The organism is Pseudarthrobacter sp. CCNWLW207, assembly GCF_037203945.1.
Classification (GTDB): Bacteria; Actinomycetota; Actinomycetes; order Actinomycetales; family Micrococcaceae; genus Arthrobacter.
In genome coordinates this window covers 234,865-253,257 of record NZ_JBBCBS010000005.1, presented here as the reverse complement: position 1 = coordinate 253,257, position 18,393 = coordinate 234,865, and the positions used below count along the sequence as shown (strand labels likewise).

16 protein-coding genes are annotated in these 18,393 nt (G+C 65.7%); 11 read left to right on the top strand and 5 right to left on the bottom strand.

Annotated elements, in window-relative coordinates; all coding sequences use genetic code 11:
- The first annotated feature begins 33 nt into the window (after positions 1-33).
- From V9L17_RS10930 to V9L17_RS10920, 3 genes are read left to right on the top strand one after another with little or no spacing between them, the layout of a single operon-like run.
- Positions 34-780, top strand: a complete 747-nt coding sequence (locus tag V9L17_RS10930; RefSeq protein ID WP_337351447.1) for a DUF5998 family protein — start codon at positions 34-36, stop codon at positions 778-780.
- Positions 780-2,012 carry an alkaline phosphatase family protein gene (locus tag V9L17_RS10925; protein ID WP_337351446.1) on the top strand — a complete coding sequence of 411 codons (1,233 nt, stop codon included), beginning with the start codon at positions 780-782 and terminating at the stop codon, positions 2,010-2,012. Before V9L17_RS10930 ends, V9L17_RS10925 begins: the two co-directional genes overlap by 1 nt.
- Positions 2,005-2,724: a thymidine kinase gene (locus V9L17_RS10920; RefSeq protein WP_337351445.1), complete on the top strand. Its 720-nt coding sequence runs from the start codon at positions 2,005-2,007 to the stop codon at positions 2,722-2,724. Before V9L17_RS10925 ends, V9L17_RS10920 begins: the two co-directional genes overlap by 8 nt.
- On the opposite strand, the gene sepH is transcribed toward V9L17_RS10920, so the two are convergent.
- Complete coding sequence (sepH, locus tag V9L17_RS10915; protein WP_337351444.1) at positions 2,721-4,079, bottom strand: septation protein SepH; 1,359 nt, start codon at positions 4,077-4,079, stop codon at positions 2,721-2,723. The two genes, V9L17_RS10920 and sepH, sit on opposite strands and share 4 nt — an antisense overlap.
- A gap of 291 nt (positions 4,080-4,370) precedes the next feature.
- On the opposite strand from sepH, the gene V9L17_RS10910 reads away from it, so the two are divergent.
- A complete protein-coding gene (locus V9L17_RS10910) occupies positions 4,371-4,670 on the top strand; it encodes a DUF4193 domain-containing protein (RefSeq protein ID WP_337347802.1) in 300 nt (99 codons plus the stop codon).
- Positions 4,671-4,711: 41 nt separating this feature from the next.
- Here V9L17_RS10910 and V9L17_RS10905 read toward each other — a convergent pair whose 3' ends face one another.
- On the bottom strand, positions 4,712-5,200 hold the full coding sequence (locus V9L17_RS10905; RefSeq protein WP_337347803.1) for a DUF3093 domain-containing protein: 489 nt from the start codon (positions 5,198-5,200) through the stop codon (positions 4,712-4,714).
- Positions 5,201-5,295: 95 nt separating this feature from the next.
- Between V9L17_RS10905 and dut the strand changes: the two genes are divergently transcribed.
- The 4 genes from dut to V9L17_RS10885 all read left to right on the top strand — a co-directional run bounded on the left by dut (position 5,296) and on the right by V9L17_RS10885 (position 7,756).
- Positions 5,296-5,817 carry a dUTP diphosphatase gene (gene dut, locus V9L17_RS10900; RefSeq protein ID WP_337347804.1) on the top strand — a complete coding sequence of 174 codons (522 nt, stop codon included), beginning with the start codon at positions 5,296-5,298 and terminating at the stop codon, positions 5,815-5,817.
- Between the two features lie 136 nt (positions 5,818-5,953).
- Entirely contained in the window at positions 5,954-6,667 is a 714-nt protein-coding gene (locus tag V9L17_RS10895; RefSeq protein ID WP_337351443.1) for a DUF3710 domain-containing protein, read from the top strand.
- Positions 6,660-7,013 carry a hypothetical protein gene (locus tag V9L17_RS10890; protein WP_337351442.1) on the top strand — a complete coding sequence of 118 codons (354 nt, stop codon included), beginning with the start codon at positions 6,660-6,662 and terminating at the stop codon, positions 7,011-7,013. Before V9L17_RS10895 ends, V9L17_RS10890 begins: the two co-directional genes overlap by 8 nt.
- Positions 7,010-7,756, top strand: a complete 747-nt coding sequence (locus V9L17_RS10885) for a DUF3159 domain-containing protein (protein ID WP_337347807.1) — start codon at positions 7,010-7,012, stop codon at positions 7,754-7,756. The genes V9L17_RS10890 and V9L17_RS10885 overlap by 4 nt, the downstream gene beginning before the upstream one ends.
- Here the strand turns inward: V9L17_RS10885 and V9L17_RS10880 are convergent.
- The 3 genes from V9L17_RS10880 to V9L17_RS10870 form a co-directional block, all read right to left on the bottom strand.
- Positions 7,723-8,463, bottom strand: a complete 741-nt coding sequence (locus V9L17_RS10880; protein WP_337351441.1) for a potassium channel family protein — start codon at positions 8,461-8,463, stop codon at positions 7,723-7,725. The two genes, V9L17_RS10885 and V9L17_RS10880, sit on opposite strands and share 34 nt — an antisense overlap.
- Positions 8,463-9,134 carry a potassium channel family protein gene (locus V9L17_RS10875; RefSeq protein WP_337351440.1) on the bottom strand — a complete coding sequence of 224 codons (672 nt, stop codon included), beginning with the start codon at positions 9,132-9,134 and terminating at the stop codon, positions 8,463-8,465. The genes V9L17_RS10880 and V9L17_RS10875 overlap by 1 nt, the downstream gene beginning before the upstream one ends.
- A 100-nt stretch (positions 9,135-9,234) precedes the next feature.
- Positions 9,235-11,568, bottom strand: coding sequence for a SulP family inorganic anion transporter (locus V9L17_RS10870; RefSeq protein WP_443198027.1), 2,334 nt, complete (start codon positions 11,566-11,568; stop codon positions 9,235-9,237).
- A 454-nt stretch (positions 11,569-12,022) separates the two neighbouring features.
- Between V9L17_RS10870 and V9L17_RS10865 the strand changes: the two genes are divergently transcribed.
- The 3 genes from V9L17_RS10865 (at position 12,023) to acnA (ending at position 18,355) form a co-directional block, all read left to right on the top strand.
- A complete protein-coding gene (locus tag V9L17_RS10865; protein WP_337351522.1) occupies positions 12,023-13,990 on the top strand; it encodes an APC family permease in 1,968 nt (655 codons plus the stop codon).
- A complete protein-coding gene (locus tag V9L17_RS10860) occupies positions 13,987-15,378 on the top strand; it encodes a class I SAM-dependent RNA methyltransferase (RefSeq protein WP_337351439.1) in 1,392 nt (463 codons plus the stop codon). The genes V9L17_RS10865 and V9L17_RS10860 overlap by 4 nt, the downstream gene beginning before the upstream one ends.
- Positions 15,379-15,544: 166 nt before the next feature.
- Entirely contained in the window at positions 15,545-18,355 is a 2,811-nt protein-coding gene (acnA, locus tag V9L17_RS10855; protein WP_337347811.1) for an aconitate hydratase AcnA, read from the top strand.
- Positions 18,356-18,393 lie beyond the last annotated feature (38 nt).

Below are 18,393 nucleotides of genomic sequence, written 5' to 3'. Positions count from 1 at the left end.
GCAAGTCCCCGGCCGATCTGTGAAAATGGGGGAATGAGCTCACAGCCTCCCACGTCGACGCCTCAACCGCCCGGCAATGACAACCAGGCCACCCGACCCCACAGCTCACACAGCCACAGCGCCCAGGGGCAGAGCCTCGACGGTGCCCTCCAAAAGGCCGGCTTCTACCCGCGGCTGGTGGCCGACGTCGTTGACGACGCCCTGGACGGCCGCGACTGCGTAGCCCACCTGGTGCACCTGGAGACGCACTTTGACCGGGCCGAAGTCCGGCGCCACATCACGGTCCTGGTCCTCACTTCCGACATGCTGGTGATCACCCATGTGGACGACCAGCAGCTGGACGAAGCCGGTGAACAAATTGTCGCGCAGATCTCCACCGAATCCGTCCCCGTGGCCCAGATCCGCTCTGTGGTGCTCAGCTACATGTATGCGCAGCCGCAGAACTACAAGCCCTCCGATCCCGTGCGCGAGCTGACCTTGGCCATCGCCTGGTCCGGCGGGCAGCGGCTGGACATGGGCCCGGCCAGCTGCGGGGACCCGCAGTGCGAGGCCGACCACGGCTACAGCGGCACTATCGCCCAGGAGGACATCGTGCTGCGGATCAGCGCCGAAGCAGACGGACTCCAGGCCGTTCAGGACGCCAAGCTCTTCGCCCGTGCACTGCGGGCCGTCAACACTGGGTCCACCTCGCCGGTCCTGCACGCCGCGCAGTCCATGCAGCCCCGGTCGCGTGCCGGCGTCTTCGGAAACCGCCTCAGCCGCGGTCACCAGCAGCGCTGATGCCCGGCCACGGGAAAACTGCAGTCCCTCCACCCCCGGCCGAAAAAGCAGGCACGGCCACCCTGCCGCACGCTCCCGCCTTCGGCCAGCGCTCCATCGCGGACGTGCTCACCAGCGCCGCGGCAAGCCTGGGCGTGGACGGGTTCGCCAACACACTGGACCTGCCGCCGTCGTCACGGGTTTGCGTGGTCCTGGCCGACGGACTGGGCCGGAACCTGCTGAAGCAAAAGTCTGCCCACACACCGTTCCTGCGGTCCGTGATGCAGAACGGGCAGGGCTCAGTCCCCGTCTGGCTGGACTCCACTTTTCCATCCACCACCGCAGCGGCACTGGCCAGTTTCGGAACCGGGCTGGCTCCGGGCCAGCACGGGATGGTGGGCTATGACGTCCTGGACGCGGACCAGGACAAAGTGGTCAACATGCTCGGGAACTGGGACGCCGGCGTTGACCCGCTCACCTGGCAGCCATTCCCCACTGTTTTCGAGCAGGCCGCCGCGTTCGTCGACGTAACGACGGTCAGCCTGCCGCAGTTTGGTAACTCGCCGATGACCCAGGCAGCCCTCCGTGGCGGCCGCTTCATCTCCGGCACAACCTCCCATGCCCGGACGGGCTCGGCCGCCGAAGCCATGGCGGCAGCAGCACCTGCCCTGATGTACTTTTACGTCAACGATCTCGATAAGGCGGGCCACCGGTACGGTTGCCAGTCAGAACAATGGGAACACCAGCTCGAGGAGCTGGACGCGACCGTCAAGCGACTCAACGCCTCCCTTCCTGCCGGAACAACCGTCCTGCTCACCGCCGACCACGGCATGCTTGACGTCCCGCCGCAGCAGCGGATCGACTACGCGGCGGATCCCGCCCTCATCGCCGGCGTGCGGCACACGGCGGGGGAGCCGAGGATGGTTCACCTCTACTTGGAAGATGACGTCGACGGCGCGGGGCGCGACCGCCTCCTGGATGCCTGGCGGAACCGGTTCGGCGACAGGATCTGGGCATTCACCCGCGAAGAGGCGGTGGCCGGCGGACTGTTCGGTGCCCTGCGTCCCGCCGTCGGACCGCGGATCGGAGACGTCATGATCGCGGCGCGGGACGCCCTGGCGCTGTATGACAAGCGTCGGGTCAGGCCGGCTGCCATGGAGGTAGTGGGCCAGCACGGCTCGCTGACCAAAGCCGAACGCGAAGTCCCGCTGCTGTGCTTCACTGCCGAAGGCAGAAAGGCCGGACGTGGCTGAGCTGGTGTTCTTCTCGGGGACCATGGACTGTGGCAAATCCACACTCGCGCTGCAGATGGACTACAACCACCGTGCCCGCGGACGCGGCGGAATCAGGTTCAGCCGCAACGACCGCGCCGGCGGCTCCCGGATCTCCAGCAGGCTCGGCCTGGAAACCGACGCCGTGGAGGTCACGGACCACACCGACTTCTGGGACGAGGTGGTCGCGCGGCGCACGCGCGGACAGCGGGTGGACTACCTGATCTGTGATGAAGCTCAGTTCTATTCGCCCCTGCAGGTGGAACAGTTGGCTCGGCTCGTCGACGAGATCGACGTCGACGTTTTTGCTTTTGGGATCACCGCAGATTTCCGCACGAGGCTTTTTCCCGGCTCCCAACGGCTGATCGAACTCGCCGACCGGGTTCAGGTCCTGCAGGTGGAGGCGCTGTGTTGGTGCGGACGGCGCGCAACACACAACGCACGCACGGTGGACGGCGTCATGGTGATGGAGGGTGCCCAGGTGGTGGTGGGCGATGTGGACATGGCACTGGACCCTGTCGCGGCCGGTACCGAAGGCCAGCTGCCGGTTGTGGGTTACGAAACGCTGTGCCGCCGGCACTACATGCGGCGGGTCACTGCCCACGGAGCCAACATCATGGCCCAGCAGGACCAGTTGCTGCCGTTCGAGACGGACGCCTGCCTGTGGCGCGGTTCAGGCGGAACCGCGAGTTAGTCGCCCCTGGTCCCGAAAACGATCTCGTCCCAGCTCGGAATGCTGGAGCGTTTTGGCTTGGATGGCTGCCTTTCGGGAACCTCCGCATCGCGGTCGGCACGGCCGGCTGGAGCGGACTCGTCATGGGCGCGTCGGTGGTTCCGGCCGCCCAGCAGTTCCTCAAGGCCAAAGCTGGCCCCTGTGTGCGCTGGATTCTGCGCCGGCGCTGCAGGAGGAGCAGCCTCCGAAGGGCGGGCCGGGGACGCGACGATGGTGACTTCGCGGGTTTCCGTGCTCACGCCGTCGTGCAGTTTCAGCACGTCATCGCCGTCGTCTTCGTCTTTGTTGTGCAGGGGAATCAGGCTCAGCCGGGACAACATGGAGGGCCTGGCGTCGCGCCTGCGCGTGAGGGGATCGGCCTGCGCAGCCGGGGCGTCCGGCTCCGAGCCCGGTCCGGAGGGAGCAGCCTCGTGCTGCTCCGGTTCAGGCGGGACCTCGGACGGCCTCGGGTGGGCTGCCGGTACGCCGTGCGTGAGGAGCAGGGCCAAAGCGTCATCGGCGTCCTCATCCACACCAAGCCGCTGGCCGCGGCGGGAACGGAGCATGTCCAGCAGCCCGTCAGCATCCTTGCCAGGCTGCGGGACAGCCGTAGGGCCGGTGTGCACGCCGCCGGAATGGCGTGCGGCCGCTTCAGCGTCTGTCTCAAAATCAAAGGGCCGGTCCGAAACGGCTGTCAGCCGCCGCGCAGGGACAAGGCCGTCGAGGGGCTCAAGTTCACTGAGTTGCTGGGCCCAGCGGTTGGCGTTCTGCAGGGACTTGCGCGCGGGGCTGAACGTCCACAGGGCCGGGGGTTCCTCGCCGATGCCGGCTGTGCCATCCTTTTTTGCTTCGAAACGGGCAGCAACAGTCCAGCTGCCGTCAGGGCGCCGCCACGAGTCCCACTCGACTGACGACGGTTCGATGCCGTGCGCCCTGAGCCGGTGCGCCACCATGTCGTCCAGCGACGCCGGGTTGTCGCCAAAAGCAGAACGGTAAGCATCATGACCGGGGGAAGGGGAAGCCACCTCGATTTTCCGGGCCTGCTGGGCGACGTACTCGCGCTCGGCAAGAACGGGCCCCTCATACCGCTCAACCTTGGCCAGGGGCAGGCCGGAAAGCTCCGCCACGTCCGCGGCGGTTGCGCCGCTGCGGATTCTCGCCTGGATATCCCGCGGGGACATGGCAACGGGCGGCACGGCGGATGCTGCCTTGGCCGACGACCGGCTGGCCGCCCGCAATGCTTCATCGATCGGCAGCTGGAACATCTCGCCGCCGGCTCCGCTCAACAGGAGATGCTCCCCGTCGTCGTGTACGCCTACAAGCCGTAGATCCTGCATACAAATCCTCCACCCTGGCATTACTATCAATCGAAACTCTGCCACCCGGCAGTCCCTTTTTGGGTCAAGAGCTAGGGCGCGCCGCGATATTCCGGGCGTTTCCGGGCCTCTCCCGGAAACGGCGGGCGAAGCCACCGCCGTTCTGGCCGGCCTGGAGAGGGGCCGAAGCAGACTATGGCTTTTAGCTCCGTCTTGCGGAAAGATGTGCCCCACGCAGGGCACAAACGCATACAGTCCAGCGTTATGCAGGTGGCAAACCGGCCACCGGAACTGGAGCGAGGTTAAGAGGAAATGGCCACCGATTATGATGCGCCGCGCAAGTCCGAAGAAGACCTCAGCGAGGACTCCCTTGAGGAACTGAAGACCCGGCGCTCGGACAAGCCCACGGCGGTGGTGGAGGAGGACGAGAGCGATCTGGCCGCTGGCTACGAACTCCCCGGGGCTGATCTTTCGGGCGAAGAACTCATGGTCCAGGTGGTCCCCGCGCAGGCCGACGAGTTTACCTGTTCGTCCTGCTTCCTGGTCCGGCACCGGTCACAGATCGCCAGGGAAAAGGACGGCCGGTTCTACTGTGTGGAGTGCGAAGGCTGATCCGGGAACCGACGCCGCGGACCGTTGCCGGCGGGCAACCGCTACTTGCCGGACAGGGCCGCTGTAAGTTCTTCGGGGCGCCTCGTGGACGTGAGCCAGTACGGGGTCCGGTCGGACGGGTCGGTGATTTCGATCCTGACCACGGGGTCGATCCAGCCCCTGATGCAGAGATAGGCCAGCCCGTTGAGCCGGGTGCCCCGCTCGGCCGTCGCTTCCTTGGCCCGGAACGGCTGCACGCTGCCGACGAACCGGCGTTCGATTGTCGCGCGTCCGACCGTTAGGGCGTCCTGGGTAACCGTGATGGTAGGGGTGGAGAGCACCAGCAGGACCGCCATGATGCCGAACAGGACTGCTGCCGCGGTGTACCCGGCGGCTGCACTGATGGGGGCGAACACCAGGATTCCGGCTCCGGCGATGCCGGCCACTATGATCCAAACCCACGGCGTTGGCCACAGTTTCTCCCGGAAAACAACCGATGGACTGGCGGAGGGGCTGTTGGGAACCGGCACGGCGGAGCTTGATTCGGGCATGCCCCCAGCTTTCCATCTTTGGGTGGCTATTTCATCTTGGCCCGGAACCGCCCAAGCTAGGCCGAATAAGCAGGCGGGCGTTAGAGTGAGTGACTGTGACTGACGAACTTGCCACGGTAGAAACCGCTTCCGAATCCCGGGCCCCCGCATTGCTCGGTGCCCCCACGCTGCAGGTACAGCTGAAAATGCTCGACGCCGGCCTGGAGGCCCCCTCCTACGCTCACCCGGGCGACGCCGGCGCGGACCTCCGCGCCCGTGAGGACGTGGTCCTGCGGCCGGGGGAGCGGAAACTGGTTCCCACCGGGGTGTCCATTTCCTTGCCTGACGGCTTCGTTGCGCTCATCCATCCGCGCTCCGGCCTGGCCACCAAGCACGGGCTGACCATCGTCAACGCACCCGGTACCGTGGATGCGGGCTACCGCGGCGAAATCTCCGTGACCCTCCTGAATACGGACCTGACGCAGGACATCGAACTGCGTCGCGGCGATAGAATTGCACAAATGGTCATCCAACGGGTGGAGTACGCACAATTCGTCCGCGTCGATGAACTGGATGGGTCAGTCCGGGGTGCCGGCGGGTTCGGCTCTACCGGCGGATTCACCCCTCCCACTGCCTGACGCCCTGCCGCAGGAGGACCGGTTTTCAGCGCCACCGGTACGCGCGGCCGCCAGTCGGCACGGATCGAATACGGCAGCACCCAGGGTTGACGGCGGGACCGCCGGCCAGGCACATTCACAACTAAGGAGACGACCCATGGTTTTTGGGCTCGGCAGGAAAGCCAAAAAGGAACAAGAAGCCGAACCGGATGCACCGGCCTCGCCGGAGGAGTCCGCGGACGAGGCAACGGACGCGTCCGGCCGCAGCGTCACCGGGCCTTTTGATATCTCCGAAATCGCCAGCCGCGACGGCTATGTGGACCTGGGCGCGCTCCTCATCGCACCCAGCGAGGGGCTCCAGCTCCGTCTTGAAGTTGAAGAAGCCACCCAGCGGGTGGTGGCCGTGACCATGGACCTGAACGGTTCAAGCCTGCAGCTTCAGGCGTTCGCGGCTCCCAAGTCCGAGGGTCTCTGGGACGAGATCCGGGAACAGATCGGCCAGTCCGTGGGAAGCCAGGGCGGTCAGGTCGAGGAGGTCCAAGGCCAGTTCGGCACTGAGCTGGTGGCAAAACTTCCAGCAGGCGCCCCGGACGGAAGCCAAGGTTACCGGGTGGCCCGCTTCGTGGGCATTGACGGCCCGCGCTGGTTCCTGCGCGGAGTCCTCGGCGGTGCCGCAGCCATGGACCGTGACGCCGCAGCACCCTTGGAAGCCCTGTTCCGAAAGATCGTGGTGATCCGCGGCGACAGCCCCATGCCGCCTCGCGACCTCCTCCAACTTCGCCTGCCCAAGGACGCCAGCACGACGCCGCCGTCGGGCGCTCCTGCGCTGCAGGAACCCGAACGCGGCCCGGAGATTACACAGATTGGCTGATTCCCCTCAGGGTGCCACATCCCCGCTCCGGGGAGCCGGAGTACCCGTCAGCGAACTCCCGGACAAGGGCCGTGTGGTGTGCCACGGCTACATCGAATCGGTCACCTATGTCCCGGCCGACCAGACAGCGGCGTTCACGGCCATCGTCACTGATTCGGAAGGCCCCAGGGCGGGCACCCAGCCAGCGAAAGGCCGCCTTCGCGTCATCTGGCTCGGCCGCCGCCGGGTTCCGGGCATCGACGCCGGGACCGAAGTCCGGCTTGAAGGCATGCTGACACACAGCCAGGGCCTGCCCACGATGTTCAACCCACGCTATGAAATACTGTCCCGCCAGGAGAACGAATGACCGCGCCCCAGCAGCCAGAGAAGCCTTCCGAGCCGGCTCAGGAGCCGCCAACGATGGCAATGCTCGCAGAGGGTTACGCGGCCAAAGCCGGCCTGCACCGTACCCACGATGGCCGGATCGACGTTTTGCGCAGCGCCGGCGGTGTCCAGGGGATAGCGGAGAGCATTGTCCCCGGACTGGTTTTCCTGATCTCCTTCACCATTACCCGCGACCTCACCCCGTCGCTGGTGGCAGCCCTGGCCTCTGCAGCAGTTTTCACTGTGGTGCGCCTGGTCCAGCGGCGGCCCCTGACCCAGGCCCTTGCCGGTGTGGTGGGTGTGGGAATCTCAGCCTGGCTAGCCAACACCACAGGTAAGGCCGAAGACTTCTACCTTCCCGGATTCATCACCAATGCGGCTTACATCGTGGCCATGATGGTGTCGATCTTCGTCAAGTGGCCCATTGCGGGGCTTCTGTTCGGCTTGATCCGCAACGAAGGCTTTGACTGGCGCAAGGACCCATCCCGCCTGAAGGCCTACCGGCTGGGGACCTGGATCATCGTCGCTGTCCTTGCGTTGCGGCTGATCGTGCAGGTTCCCCTGTACCTCCTGGGCGGTGAAGGGCTCACGGCCCTGGCCACGACCCGGCTCATCATGGGTGCGCCGCTGTATATCCTGGGTGTCTGGATTGCCTGGTTGGTCACGCGGCCTGTCCCGGCGGGCGCCGGAACTCAGCCCTCGAAGCCGTCGTCCTCCGGAACCTGAGCTTCCGCCGGCTGGGCGGGGCGGTCGCCGTCGTCGGAGCCCTCGGCCGGTTCAGCAGAGAGCAGCGCGCGCAGCTCGTCCTCGGCCGCGATAGTGGTAACAAAGAACAGTTCGTCTCCGCCGTCGATCACGTCATCGCGACTGGGGGTGATCGGCGCGTGGTCCCGCAGGATGGCCACGAGCGTGGAGTCCTCGGGCCAGCGGATCTCGCCCACGGTCAATCCGATGGCGTGGGAATCGTGCGGAACCGTGAACTCCACGATCGATGACACCCCGGTCTGGAGCGTAAGCAGCCGGACGAGGTCGCCGATCTCCACTGCCTCTTCCACCAGGGCGGTCATCAGCTGCGGAGTGTTGACGGCCACGTCCACTCCCCAGGAATCGTTGAACATCCAGTCGTTCTTGGGATTGTTGACCCGGCCCACGGTGCGGCCGACGCCAAACTCGGTTTTGGCCAGGAGGGACACCACAAGGTTGACCTTGTCGTCGCCGGTGGCTGAAACCACGACGTCGGCGTCTTCCACTTTGGCGCCCTGCAGCGTACTGAGCTCGCAGGCGTCGCCCACCAGCCAGTGCGCACCGCGGAGTCCGCTGCGCCCAATGACCTCCGGTTTGAGGTCGATGAGCAGGATTTCATGCTTGTGCGCCAGCAACTCCCTGGCGATTGATGAGCCGACACTGCCGGCGCCCACGATGACGACTTTCACTACAACTCCTTGGCGGGTGCTTTGGCCAGAATGTGGGCGACCTGTGGGCTCCGGTCCACCAGCAGCATGGCGTGGACAGTGTCGCCGTCCTGGTAGGCCATGCCGGGTTCGGGAAGGATGCCCTCACCGAACCGGGTGAGGTAGGCGACCCGGATTTCAGCGGCCTTCTCGATCTCACTGATCCGGTGCCCGATCCAGCCGGCGTCGAGGTCCAGTTCCGCCAAGACCAGGCGGCCCGACGGTTCGCGGAAATCGCCGGCGAGGTGCTGTTCGGGAAGGATGCGCCGCAGGACCTGGTCCGCGCTCCAGCGCACGGCCGCGACCGTGGGAATACCGAGCCGTTGATAGATCTCCGCGCGGCCGGGATCGTAGATCCGGGCCACCACGTGCGGGACATGGAACGTCTCGCGGGCAACGCGCGTGGCAAGGATGTTGGAGTTGTCGCCGCTGGACACTGCTGCGAAGGCATACGCTTCGGCAACCCCGGCCTGCTTCAGGGTGTCCCTGTCGAACCCCACGCCGGTGACTTTCCGGCCCGTGAAGCCCTGCCGGAGCCTGCGGAAAGCGCGGTCATCCTGGTCGATGATGGCCACGGAATGGCCCGCATCCTCGAGTGTGTGCGCCAGCGTTGCCCCCACCCGGCCACATCCCATGATCACGAAATGCGCCACCCGTATCTCCTCAACTTCTCCTTGCCCGTTACTGCTGCTAGAACTCTACCGGCACGGGCACCGCGATCGTTCCGCACGGGGCGTCACAGGCACGGGCGGGCTAGCCAGACGCCACTGGGTCCCCGGTCCGGAGCCGCTGTGGCAGCGGGTGCAGGTGGCCGATTCCTTCCGCGGTGACCTGGAGGACGCGGGCCGTGGGGATGTCATAGAACAGGCCGGTGAGCTGGACGGCGCCGGACTTCAGGGCCCCTGCCACCGAGGGGTGGTCCTGCAGCCGCTCGAGCTGCACGGCGACGTTGACCATGGCCAGCTGATCCACGGGATTGAAGCCCGCCTCCGCTGCCGCCCGCTGCACCGGGTGGCCGCCGCGGAAGGCCAGCAGGCTGGCCCGGGTGTGTTCAAGCCACACGTCGATTGGCCCTGTCGCCTGGCGGCCAGTTCCTCCGTCCAGCGACGCCGTCATCGCACCGCAGCCGCTGTGGCCGCACACCACCAGGGTCTCGACGGACAGTTTGCCCACCGCGAACTCCAGTGCGGCGTCGGTTGCCGCGTCGGTTCCCGGACTGCCCACGACGTTCCCCACGTTGCGGACAGTGAACAGGTCTCCCGGGCCGCTGCTGGTGATTACGTTGGGTACCACGCGTGAGTCCGCGCAGGTCAGGAAGAGTGTGGACGGGTCCTGGTAGGTGGCCAGTTCGCCCACATGCGGCTGAAGCAGGCCTGCGGTCCGGCGGTGGTAGTTTTCGACGCCGGCCATGATGGGCTGCAGCGCCGGCGCATCATCGCCCTCCGGGCTGGGAGGAGTTGACGTCCGTGCCTGCCAGGCGCTCCACGGTGCGAACCCGCTGCGAAGGGCGGACCGGGCGTCCCCACGGCAGGGCGCTGAAGCGTGGGCATCGTCCAGGCTTGCAGTGCCGTGCTCCTGCACGGTGACGGAACCGCCGGTGGCCACATGGCGGGTCTGCCAGGCGTCCAGCGCGTCCTGGACGGGGTGGTCCAGGTAATCAACATCCAGCTCCAGAGTCACCTTCGTGCCGGCGGGGACAGCGGCGAGGACAGCGCTGAGCCGGGGCAGCGACAGAAAGCTGCACGAACCGTCGATGACGACGCGCCAGGCGCCGTCGGACCCTGATTCCGGGAAGGCGCTGACGGTAGCCCGCGCTATCCGCCACAGCACCAGTGCAATGGCCAGCAGCAGCCCGGTCAGCACGCCCACCAGCAGGTTGGCGAACACAACGATGGAGAGGGTCACCGCGTAGACGAGCAGGTCGCCGGTCCGGCGGGCGGTGCGGATGTCCGCCGGACGTACCAGCCGGGCCCCGACGATGATCAGCAGTCCGGCGAGGACGGATTCGGGGATCAGTTGGATCAGTCCCGCCAGCAGGAGGGAAAAGACAAGCACCCAGACACCATGCAACACCGCCGAGGACCGGGTCCGTGCCCCGGCCTCCAGGTTGGTGGCGCTGCGGACGATCACTCCCGTCACCGGCATACCGCCCAGCAACCCTGACGTCACGTTGGCGGCGCCCTGGCCCATGAGTTCCCGGTTGAAGTTGGTCCGCGGGCCGTGATGCATCTTGTCAACTGCCACGGCCGAGAGCAGGGATTCCACGCTCGCGATCAGGGCGATAGTGACGGCGCCAATGACCGCGGCGGACCAGTTTCCCGCGGGCAGCTGCGGCAGGGACAGGGAATCCGTCAGGGATCCGCTGAAGGTGATCCGGTCTACGCCGAAGGGAAGTGAGAGGGCCGTGGCGGCGATGACCGCCACCAACGGGCCGGGGACGCGGCGCACCGGCTCAGGCATGCGCCGCCAGAGGAGCAGCGTTCCGATGACGGTGATGCCGAGCCCGGCAGCGGCAAATTCGGCGGCAACCACGCTGGCGGGGATGGCGGCGATGTTTCCGAGGGCTGAACTGGCAGAGCCGGCTCCCAGCAGCACGTGGAACTGCTGGAGCACGATGGTGATGCCAATGCCGGCCAGCATCGCATGGACCACCACGGGGGCAATTGCCAGGGCCACCCGTCCGAACCGTGCCAGGCCCAGCAGTGCCTGCAGCACTCCGGCCACGGCGGTGATGGCACACGTGGCCGGCCAGCCGAACTGGTCAACAAGTCCGGCCACAATCACCGTCAGGCCGGCGGCGGGTCCGCTTACCTGGAGCGGCGAGCCGCCCAGGCTTCCGGCCACGATGCCGCCCACCGCGGCGGCGATCAGGCCGGCCATGATGGGCGCGCCCGAGGCGGCCGCTATGCCCAGGGAAAGGGGCACCGCCACCAGGAAAACCACCAGCGACGCCGGGAGGTCGTACCGCAGTGCGTCAGCAAACCGCCCGCCGGCAGCCCGGCGGGGCCGTGGACCAGGGGAACCCGTTCCTCCGTCCTTGCTGCCGGGATCGTGAAAAGTTTCCGTCGTAACAGGTGCTGTTCTCAAGGCGGTCCTTCGTTTGTCCGGTGGGTGGTGGCCACGCTATTGACCGGCCGTTGGCGGGTGCAAGGCGTCGAACAGTGAGAAAAAACACCCTGTTTCCTGGCTTTCACGTGCACGGCACGGGCGATTCCGGGGTTTCGCCGGCACGTCGGCGGCTGATCTTTTCCTGCCATGCCGCGGCGCACACCCTGGTGTACCTTATTCAAATCAAATTGCTGGCAAGTGCCGCTTTGAAGCCCTTATCGCCGCCAAAATCATTGGCTATAGCAGCCGACGGACGCGTGTGGTCTAGGCCGGTGACCGCCTGTTGCGCTATGACTGGACTGCCGCGGGTTTGTGTGGATGCCTACGGTGCGTCTGGGCCCTGATCCGGTCTGACGGCAGTGTCGTAAGGTTGCTCTAGTGCTCAACAGAAGTGGGGCGTCGTGAGTAGTCTCAAGGAACAAACGTGTTGACAATGCTGAACGCCATAAAAAGGGTGCTGGTGGGCCGGCCCTTCAGGAACGACAGGCTCGCCCACACCCTGCTCCCCAAACGGATCGCCCTTCCGGTCTTTGCCTCCGACGCCCTGTCCTCCGTTGCGTACGCGCCGGATGAAATCCTCCTGACCCTTGCCCTCGCCGGCGTCAGTGCAGTGGCATTCTCGCCGTGGGTGGGCCTCGCGGTCATGGTGGTGCTCTTGACTGTGGTGGCGTCTTACCGCCAAAACGTGCACGCCTACCCGTCCGGCGGCGGCGACTACGAAATCGCCAACGAAAACCTCGGCAAGTTCGCCGGCCTAACGGTGGCGTCGGCGCTGCTGGTGGACTATGTCCTGACCGTGGCCGTCTCCATGTCCTCGGCCGCCACCTACCTGACCACGGCTGTGCCTTCCCTGCACGGGCAACAGGCGCTCTTCGCCACCATCGGCGTCGTCATCCTTGCCCTGGTCAATCTCCGCGGAGTCAAGGAGGCCGGCACCCTCTTCGCCGTCCCCACATATATCTTCATGGCCTCGATCCTGGGCATGACGGCGGTGGGCATCTTCCAGGCCGCCACCGGCCAGCTGCGTGAAGCGCCCTCCGCGGGATTCACGATTGTCCCCGCCCCCGGTTTTGATGAAGGGCTAGTGGGCCTGGCCGGCGCGTTCCTGCTGCTGCGGGCGTTCTCCTCCGGCGCCGCGGCGCTCACTGGCGTGGAAGCGATCAGCAACGGCGTGCCCAACTTCAAGGTGCCCAAGAGCAAGAACGCCGCCACCACCTTGCTGCTGCTCGGTGTTATCGGGGCTTCCATGCTTGCCGGAATTATCTACCTGGCCAATGCCACGAAGGTCCACATTGTGCTTGACCCGGCCACGGAGTTTCTCTTGGACGGCAAGCCGCTGCCGGAAGGCTACATCCAGAGCCCGGCCATCAGCCAAATCGCGCAGACCATCTTCGGGCCTGGGTCCATCCCCTTCTTTATTGTGGTGGCCGCCACCGGCGTGATCCTGGTGTTTGCCTCGAACACCGCTTTCAACGGATTTCCGGTCCTCGGCTCCATCCTGGCTCAGGACGGCTACCTGCCCCGCCAGCTGCGGACCAGGGGAGACCGGCTGGCATTCAGTAACGGTGTCCTGGCCCTGGCGGCCGGTGCGCTGGTGCTGATCATCGCCTTCAACGCCGATGTCACCAAGCTGATCCAGCTCTACATCGTGGGCGTCTTTATCTCGTTCACGCTCAGCCAGCTGGGCATGATCAGGCACTGGGGGAGGCAGCTCAAGCTCGCCAAGGACAAGACCGTCCGGCTGCGGATGGCGAAGTCGCGGACCATCAACAGCATCGGCTTTGGCATGACAGCCCTGGTGCTGGTCATCGTCCTCATCACCAAGTTCGAGCAGGGCGCCTGGATCGCGCTGCTGGCCATGTTTGTCCTGTTCCTGATCATGTGGAGCATCCGCGCACACTATGACAACGTGGCCAAGGAACTGGCCGTGGATGAGGATTCCTCGCCGCGGGCCCTGCCGTCCCGGGTCCACGCCGTCCTGCTGGTATCCCATGTGCGCAAGCCCGTGCTCCGTGCGCTGGCCTACGCCAGAGCGTCGCGGCCGTCGAGGCTTGACGCCATTACCGTGGACATCAACGCCGAGGAAACCGCCCACACCGTGGCCGACTGGGAAAAGCTGGACATCCCCGTCCCGCTGACCGTGCTGGCAAGCCCGTACCGGGAGACCATCACGCCCATCATGGAGTACGTCAAAAACATGCGGCGCGATTCCCCCCGCGACCTCATCGTGGTCTACATCCCTGAATATGTCGTGGGCAAATGGTGGGAACAACTCGTCCACAACCAGACTGCGCTGCGCATCAAGACCCGGCTGCACTTCGAACCCGGCGTGATGGTGGCCAGTGTTCCGTGGCAGCTGAAATCATCCGAAGAAGCCAAGAACCTGCAGGATATCCAATGAGCTCGCATACCCAGACCCAGTTCCCTTCCACTACCGAGGTTAAGGAACTGGTGCTCGACGTCGGCCCTGTGGCCCACGGCGGCCACTGCGTGGCCCGGCATGAGGGCAGGGTGATCTTCGTGCGGCACGCCATCCCCGGCGAAAAAGTCCGCGCCCGGCTGACCGACGCCGGTGAAGCAGCCAAATTCTGGCGCGCCGACGCGGTGGAAGTCCTCGAGGCGTCCCCGGACCGGGTGGAGCACTTCTGGCACGCGGCCGACTCCCGACGCGCCTGGACCCACGGCCACCCGCCGGTGGGCGGCGCCGAGTTCGGCCATATAGCGCTGGAACGCCAGCGAAGCCTGAAGGCCGCAGTCCTGACCGAACAGCTTCAGCGGCTCGCCGCCGTCGGCCAGTTCCCGGGCGGTGAGGTCACCGTTGAGGCGGTGGCAGGGAACAGTGCGGGGGCGGACCCAACGTACGACGCCGACACTGGCCTCGGGTGGCGGACGCGGGCCAGTTTCTCGGTCACCGCTGCCGGAAAACTGGGCATGCACGCCCACCGCTCCGACCACATCATTGCGCTGCGGGAGATGCCGCTCGCCTCTGCCGGCATCAACCGGCTGCGGCTGTGGAATATTGACCTGCAGGGGATCGAGCGCGTGGAGGTGGCCGCACCGGCCAACGGTTCACGTCCCCTGGTGCTGCTTGCCCCGGCTCCCGGGACGAAGCCAAAGCGGCTGAGCGCCATTGCCGCCCAGCTTCCGGAGGATGTCTCGGTGGCCACCTTCGATCCGCTCACGGACGACGTCCAGCAGTTGCGGGGACGCACCTGGGTGCAGGAATCCGCCGCGGGGCACGAATACCGGGTCACCGGCGCCGGCTTCTGGCAGATCCACCGCGACGCGCCCGAAGCACTTGTGGGGGCCGTCACACGATTCCTGCACGACGGTGGCTTCCTTTCGCCCGGTTCCGTGGTGGCAGATCTCTATGCAGGCGCCGGACTTTTCACGGCGCCGTTGGCTGATGCGGTGGGCGAAACAGGCTCTGTACTGTCGGTGGAAGGCGCTCCCGGCACCAGCAAGGACGCCCGAAAGAACCTGCACGGGGCGCCGCAGGTGGAGATTGCCCAAGGGCGGGTGGAACGCATCCTCCGCCAGAAACCACGCAATTTTGATGCCCTGGTGCTGGACCCGCCACGTGCCGGTGCAGGCAAGGCCGTCGTAGGCCAACTGATGGCCGCGAGTCCGCGGGCCATTGCCTATGTGTCGTGTGACCCTGCATCCTTCGCCCGTGACGTGGGTTACTTCCAGCAGGGAGGATGGTCGCTGGCGGGGCTGCGCGCCCTGGACTTGTACCCGCACACCCACCACCTGGAGACGGTGGCTTTACTGGTGCCGAGCCGCTGACGCCGCAGTTATTTGGACTACTATGGCCCTTAGTAGTCCCACGTCGCGCTCCGTATTCACGGGTGACCCCATGTAATTTTTGCGGGCACGCACTAATTAGGCCTGCCTAACTAGCAAGCGGTCAACCGCGCGACAAAGATGAAACTGTTGCGAGAGGAGTCCTGCGATGAGCACTGTGGACAGCTTCGGTTCAAAAGGCAAACTTAATGTAGCCGGAACCGAATACGAAATTTTCCGGTTGAACTCCGTTGAAGGTGCAGAAAACCTTCCGTTCAGCCTCAAGGTATTGCTTGAAAACCTGTTGAGGACCGAGGACGGCGCGAACATCACTGCCGATCACGTTCGTGCCTTGGCAGGCTGGGATCCTGATGCCCAGCCAGATACAGAAATCCAGTTCACGCCTGCACGGGTGATCATGCAGGACTTCACCGGTGTTCCCTGCGTGGTTGACCTGGCGACGATGCGTGAAGCGGTCAAGGAGCTCGGTGGCGACCCCAAGCGGGTCAACCCCCTCGCTCCTGCAGAGATGGTCATCGACCACTCCGTGCAGATCGATGCTTTCGGTAACTCCGGCGCACTGGAGCGCAACATGGAGATCGAATACCAGCGGAACGGCGAGCGTTACCAGTTCCTCCGCTGGGGCCAGACCGCCTTCGATGACTTCAAGGTTGTTCCCCCGGGAACCGGCATTGTGCACCAGGTCAACATCGAATACCTGGCCCGCACGGTCATGACCCGCGAGGTGGACGGTGCCCTGCGCGCCTACCCCGACACCTGCGTGGGCACTGACTCGCACACCACCATGGTCAACGGCCTGGGTGTCCTGGGCTGGGGCGTTGGCGGCATTGAAGCCGAAGCGGCCATGCTGGGCCAGCCCGTCTCGATGCTCATCCCGCGCGTCGTCGGCTTCAAGCTGACCGGGTCCATCCCGGCCGGAGCCACCGCCACCGACGTCGTGCTGACCATCACCGAGCAGCTGCGCAAGCACGGTGTTGTGGGCAAGTTCGTGGAATTCTACGGCGAGGGTGTCGCCGCGGTGCCGCTGGCCAACCGCGCCACCATCGGCAACATGAGCCCGGAATTCGGTTCCACCGCCGCAATGTTCCCGATCGACGACGTCACATTGGACTACCTGCGCCTCACCGGCCGCTCGGACGAAAACGTGGCGCTCGTGGAGTCCTACGCCAAGGAACAGGGCCTCTGGCACGATCCGTCGCGTGAGATCAAGTTCTCCGAGTACCTCGAGCTGGACCTGTCCACGGTTGTTCCCTCCATCTCCGGCCCCAAGCGTCCCCAGGACCGCATTGAGCTGACCGATGCCAAGGAGCAGTTCCGCAAGGACATCCACAACTACGTGGCCATCGAAGACGGCAGCGTGGACGAGTCCCTGGAAGAGTCCTTCCCGGCCTCGGATGCGCCATCGTTCACGCACGCTGATTCCCACACCACGGAAACCGCACGCGTGGTCTCCGCCGCGAACGGCGCCAACGGACGCCCGTCCAACCCGGTCCACATCAAGACCGAAGACGGCCGCGAGTTCGAGCTGGACCACGGAGCAGTTTCCATCGCCTCCATCACGTCCTGCACCAACACGTCCAACCCCTCCGTCATGCTTGCCGCCGCACTGCTGGCACGCAACGCCGTTGACAAGGGCCTGACGTCCAAGCCGTGGGTCAAGACCTCTGTTGCTCCCGGCTCCAAGGTCGTCACCGACTACTACGAGAAGTCCGGCCTGACCCCGTACCTGGAGAAGCTCGGCTTCTACATCGTGGGCTATGGCTGCGCCACCTGCATCGGCAACTCCGGCCCGCTGGACGCCGAAATTTCCGAGGCCATCCAGGCCAACGACCTCTCGGTGACTGCGGTGCTCTCCGGCAACCGCAACTTCGAAGGCCGGATCAACCCGGACGTGAAGATGAACTACCTGGCCTCCCCGCCGCTGGTCATCGCCTACGCCCTGGCCGGTTCCATGGACTTCGACTTCGACACCGATTCCCTGGGCAAGGACGAGGCCGGCAACGACGTTTTCCTGAAGGACATCTGGCCCAACCCGGTCGAGGTCCAGCAGGTCATCGATTCCTCGATCGACAAGGACATGTTCGCCCGCGGCTACGAGGGTGTCTTCGACGGCGACGACCGCTGGAAGGCTCTCGACACCCCCGCCGGCGACACGTTCGCCTGGGACCCGAAGTCCACCTACGTCCGGAAGCCCCCGTACTTCGAGGGCATGAAGGCCCAGCCGGAGCCCGTCCAGGACATCTCCGGTGCACGCGTGCTGCTGAAGCTGGGCGATTCGGTCACTACTGACCACATCTCCCCGGCCGGCTCCTTCAAGTCGGACACCCCGGCCGGCCAGTACCTCCTGGCCAACGGTGTGGAGCGCAAGGACTTCAACTCCTACGGTTCACGCCGTGGAAACCACGAAGTCATGATCCGCGGCACGTTCGCGAACATCCGCATCAAGAACCAGATCCTGGACGGCGTCGAGGGTGGTTTCACCCGCGACTTCACCCAGGCTGACGGCCCGCAGGCCTACGTTTACGACGCCGCCCAGAACTACCAGGCAGCCGGCATCCCGCTGGTGGTCCTGGCAGGCAAGGAGTACGGCTCCGGCTCGTCCCGTGACTGGGCAGCCAAGGGCACCGCGCTCCTGGGCGTCAAGGCTGTCATCGCCGAAAGCTACGAGCGCATCCACCGCTCCAACCTGATCGGCATGGGCGTCCTGCCCCTGCAGTACCCGGCCGGAGAAAGCGCAGCAACCCTGGGCCTGACGGGCACTGAGGTTTTTGCGGTGGAAGGCGTCACCGGGCTAAACGAGGGCTTCACGCCCAAGACCCTTAAGGTGACCGCCACCGCTGAGGACGGCACCGCCAAGTCCTTCGATGCCGTCCTGCGCATTGATACCCCGGGCGAAGCCGACTACTACCGCAACGGCGGCATCCTGCAGTACGTCCTGCGTCAGATTTCCGCCAACTAGCGGCTTTCTGTACTCAGGCAAATACCCTGACGAAGCCC

Coding starts and splice junctions, on each gene's coding strand:
- V9L17_RS10895 (WP_337351443.1), top strand. CDS start 5,954: ATGGTTTTTGGGCTCGGCAGGAAAGCCAAAAAGGAACAAGAAGCCGAA.
- V9L17_RS10865 (WP_337351522.1), top strand. CDS start 12,023: ATGCTGAACGCCATAAAAAGGGTGCTGGTGGGCCGGCCCTTCAGGAAC.
- V9L17_RS10860 (WP_337351439.1), top strand. CDS start 13,987: ATGAGCTCGCATACCCAGACCCAGTTCCCTTCCACTACCGAGGTTAAG.
- V9L17_RS10925 (WP_337351446.1), top strand. CDS start 780: ATGCCCGGCCACGGGAAAACTGCAGTCCCTCCACCCCCGGCCGAAAAA.
- V9L17_RS10885 (WP_337347807.1), top strand. CDS start 7,010: ATGACCGCGCCCCAGCAGCCAGAGAAGCCTTCCGAGCCGGCTCAGGAG.
- V9L17_RS10905 (WP_337347803.1), bottom strand. CDS start 5,200: ATGCCCGAATCAAGCTCCGCCGTGCCGGTTCCCAACAGCCCCTCCGCC.
- sepH (WP_337351444.1), bottom strand. CDS start 4,079: ATGCAGGATCTACGGCTTGTAGGCGTACACGACGACGGGGAGCATCTC.
- acnA (WP_337347811.1), top strand. CDS start 15,545: ATGAGCACTGTGGACAGCTTCGGTTCAAAAGGCAAACTTAATGTAGCC.
- V9L17_RS10910 (WP_337347802.1), top strand. CDS start 4,371: ATGGCCACCGATTATGATGCGCCGCGCAAGTCCGAAGAAGACCTCAGC.
- V9L17_RS10930 (WP_337351447.1), top strand. CDS start 34: ATGAGCTCACAGCCTCCCACGTCGACGCCTCAACCGCCCGGCAATGAC.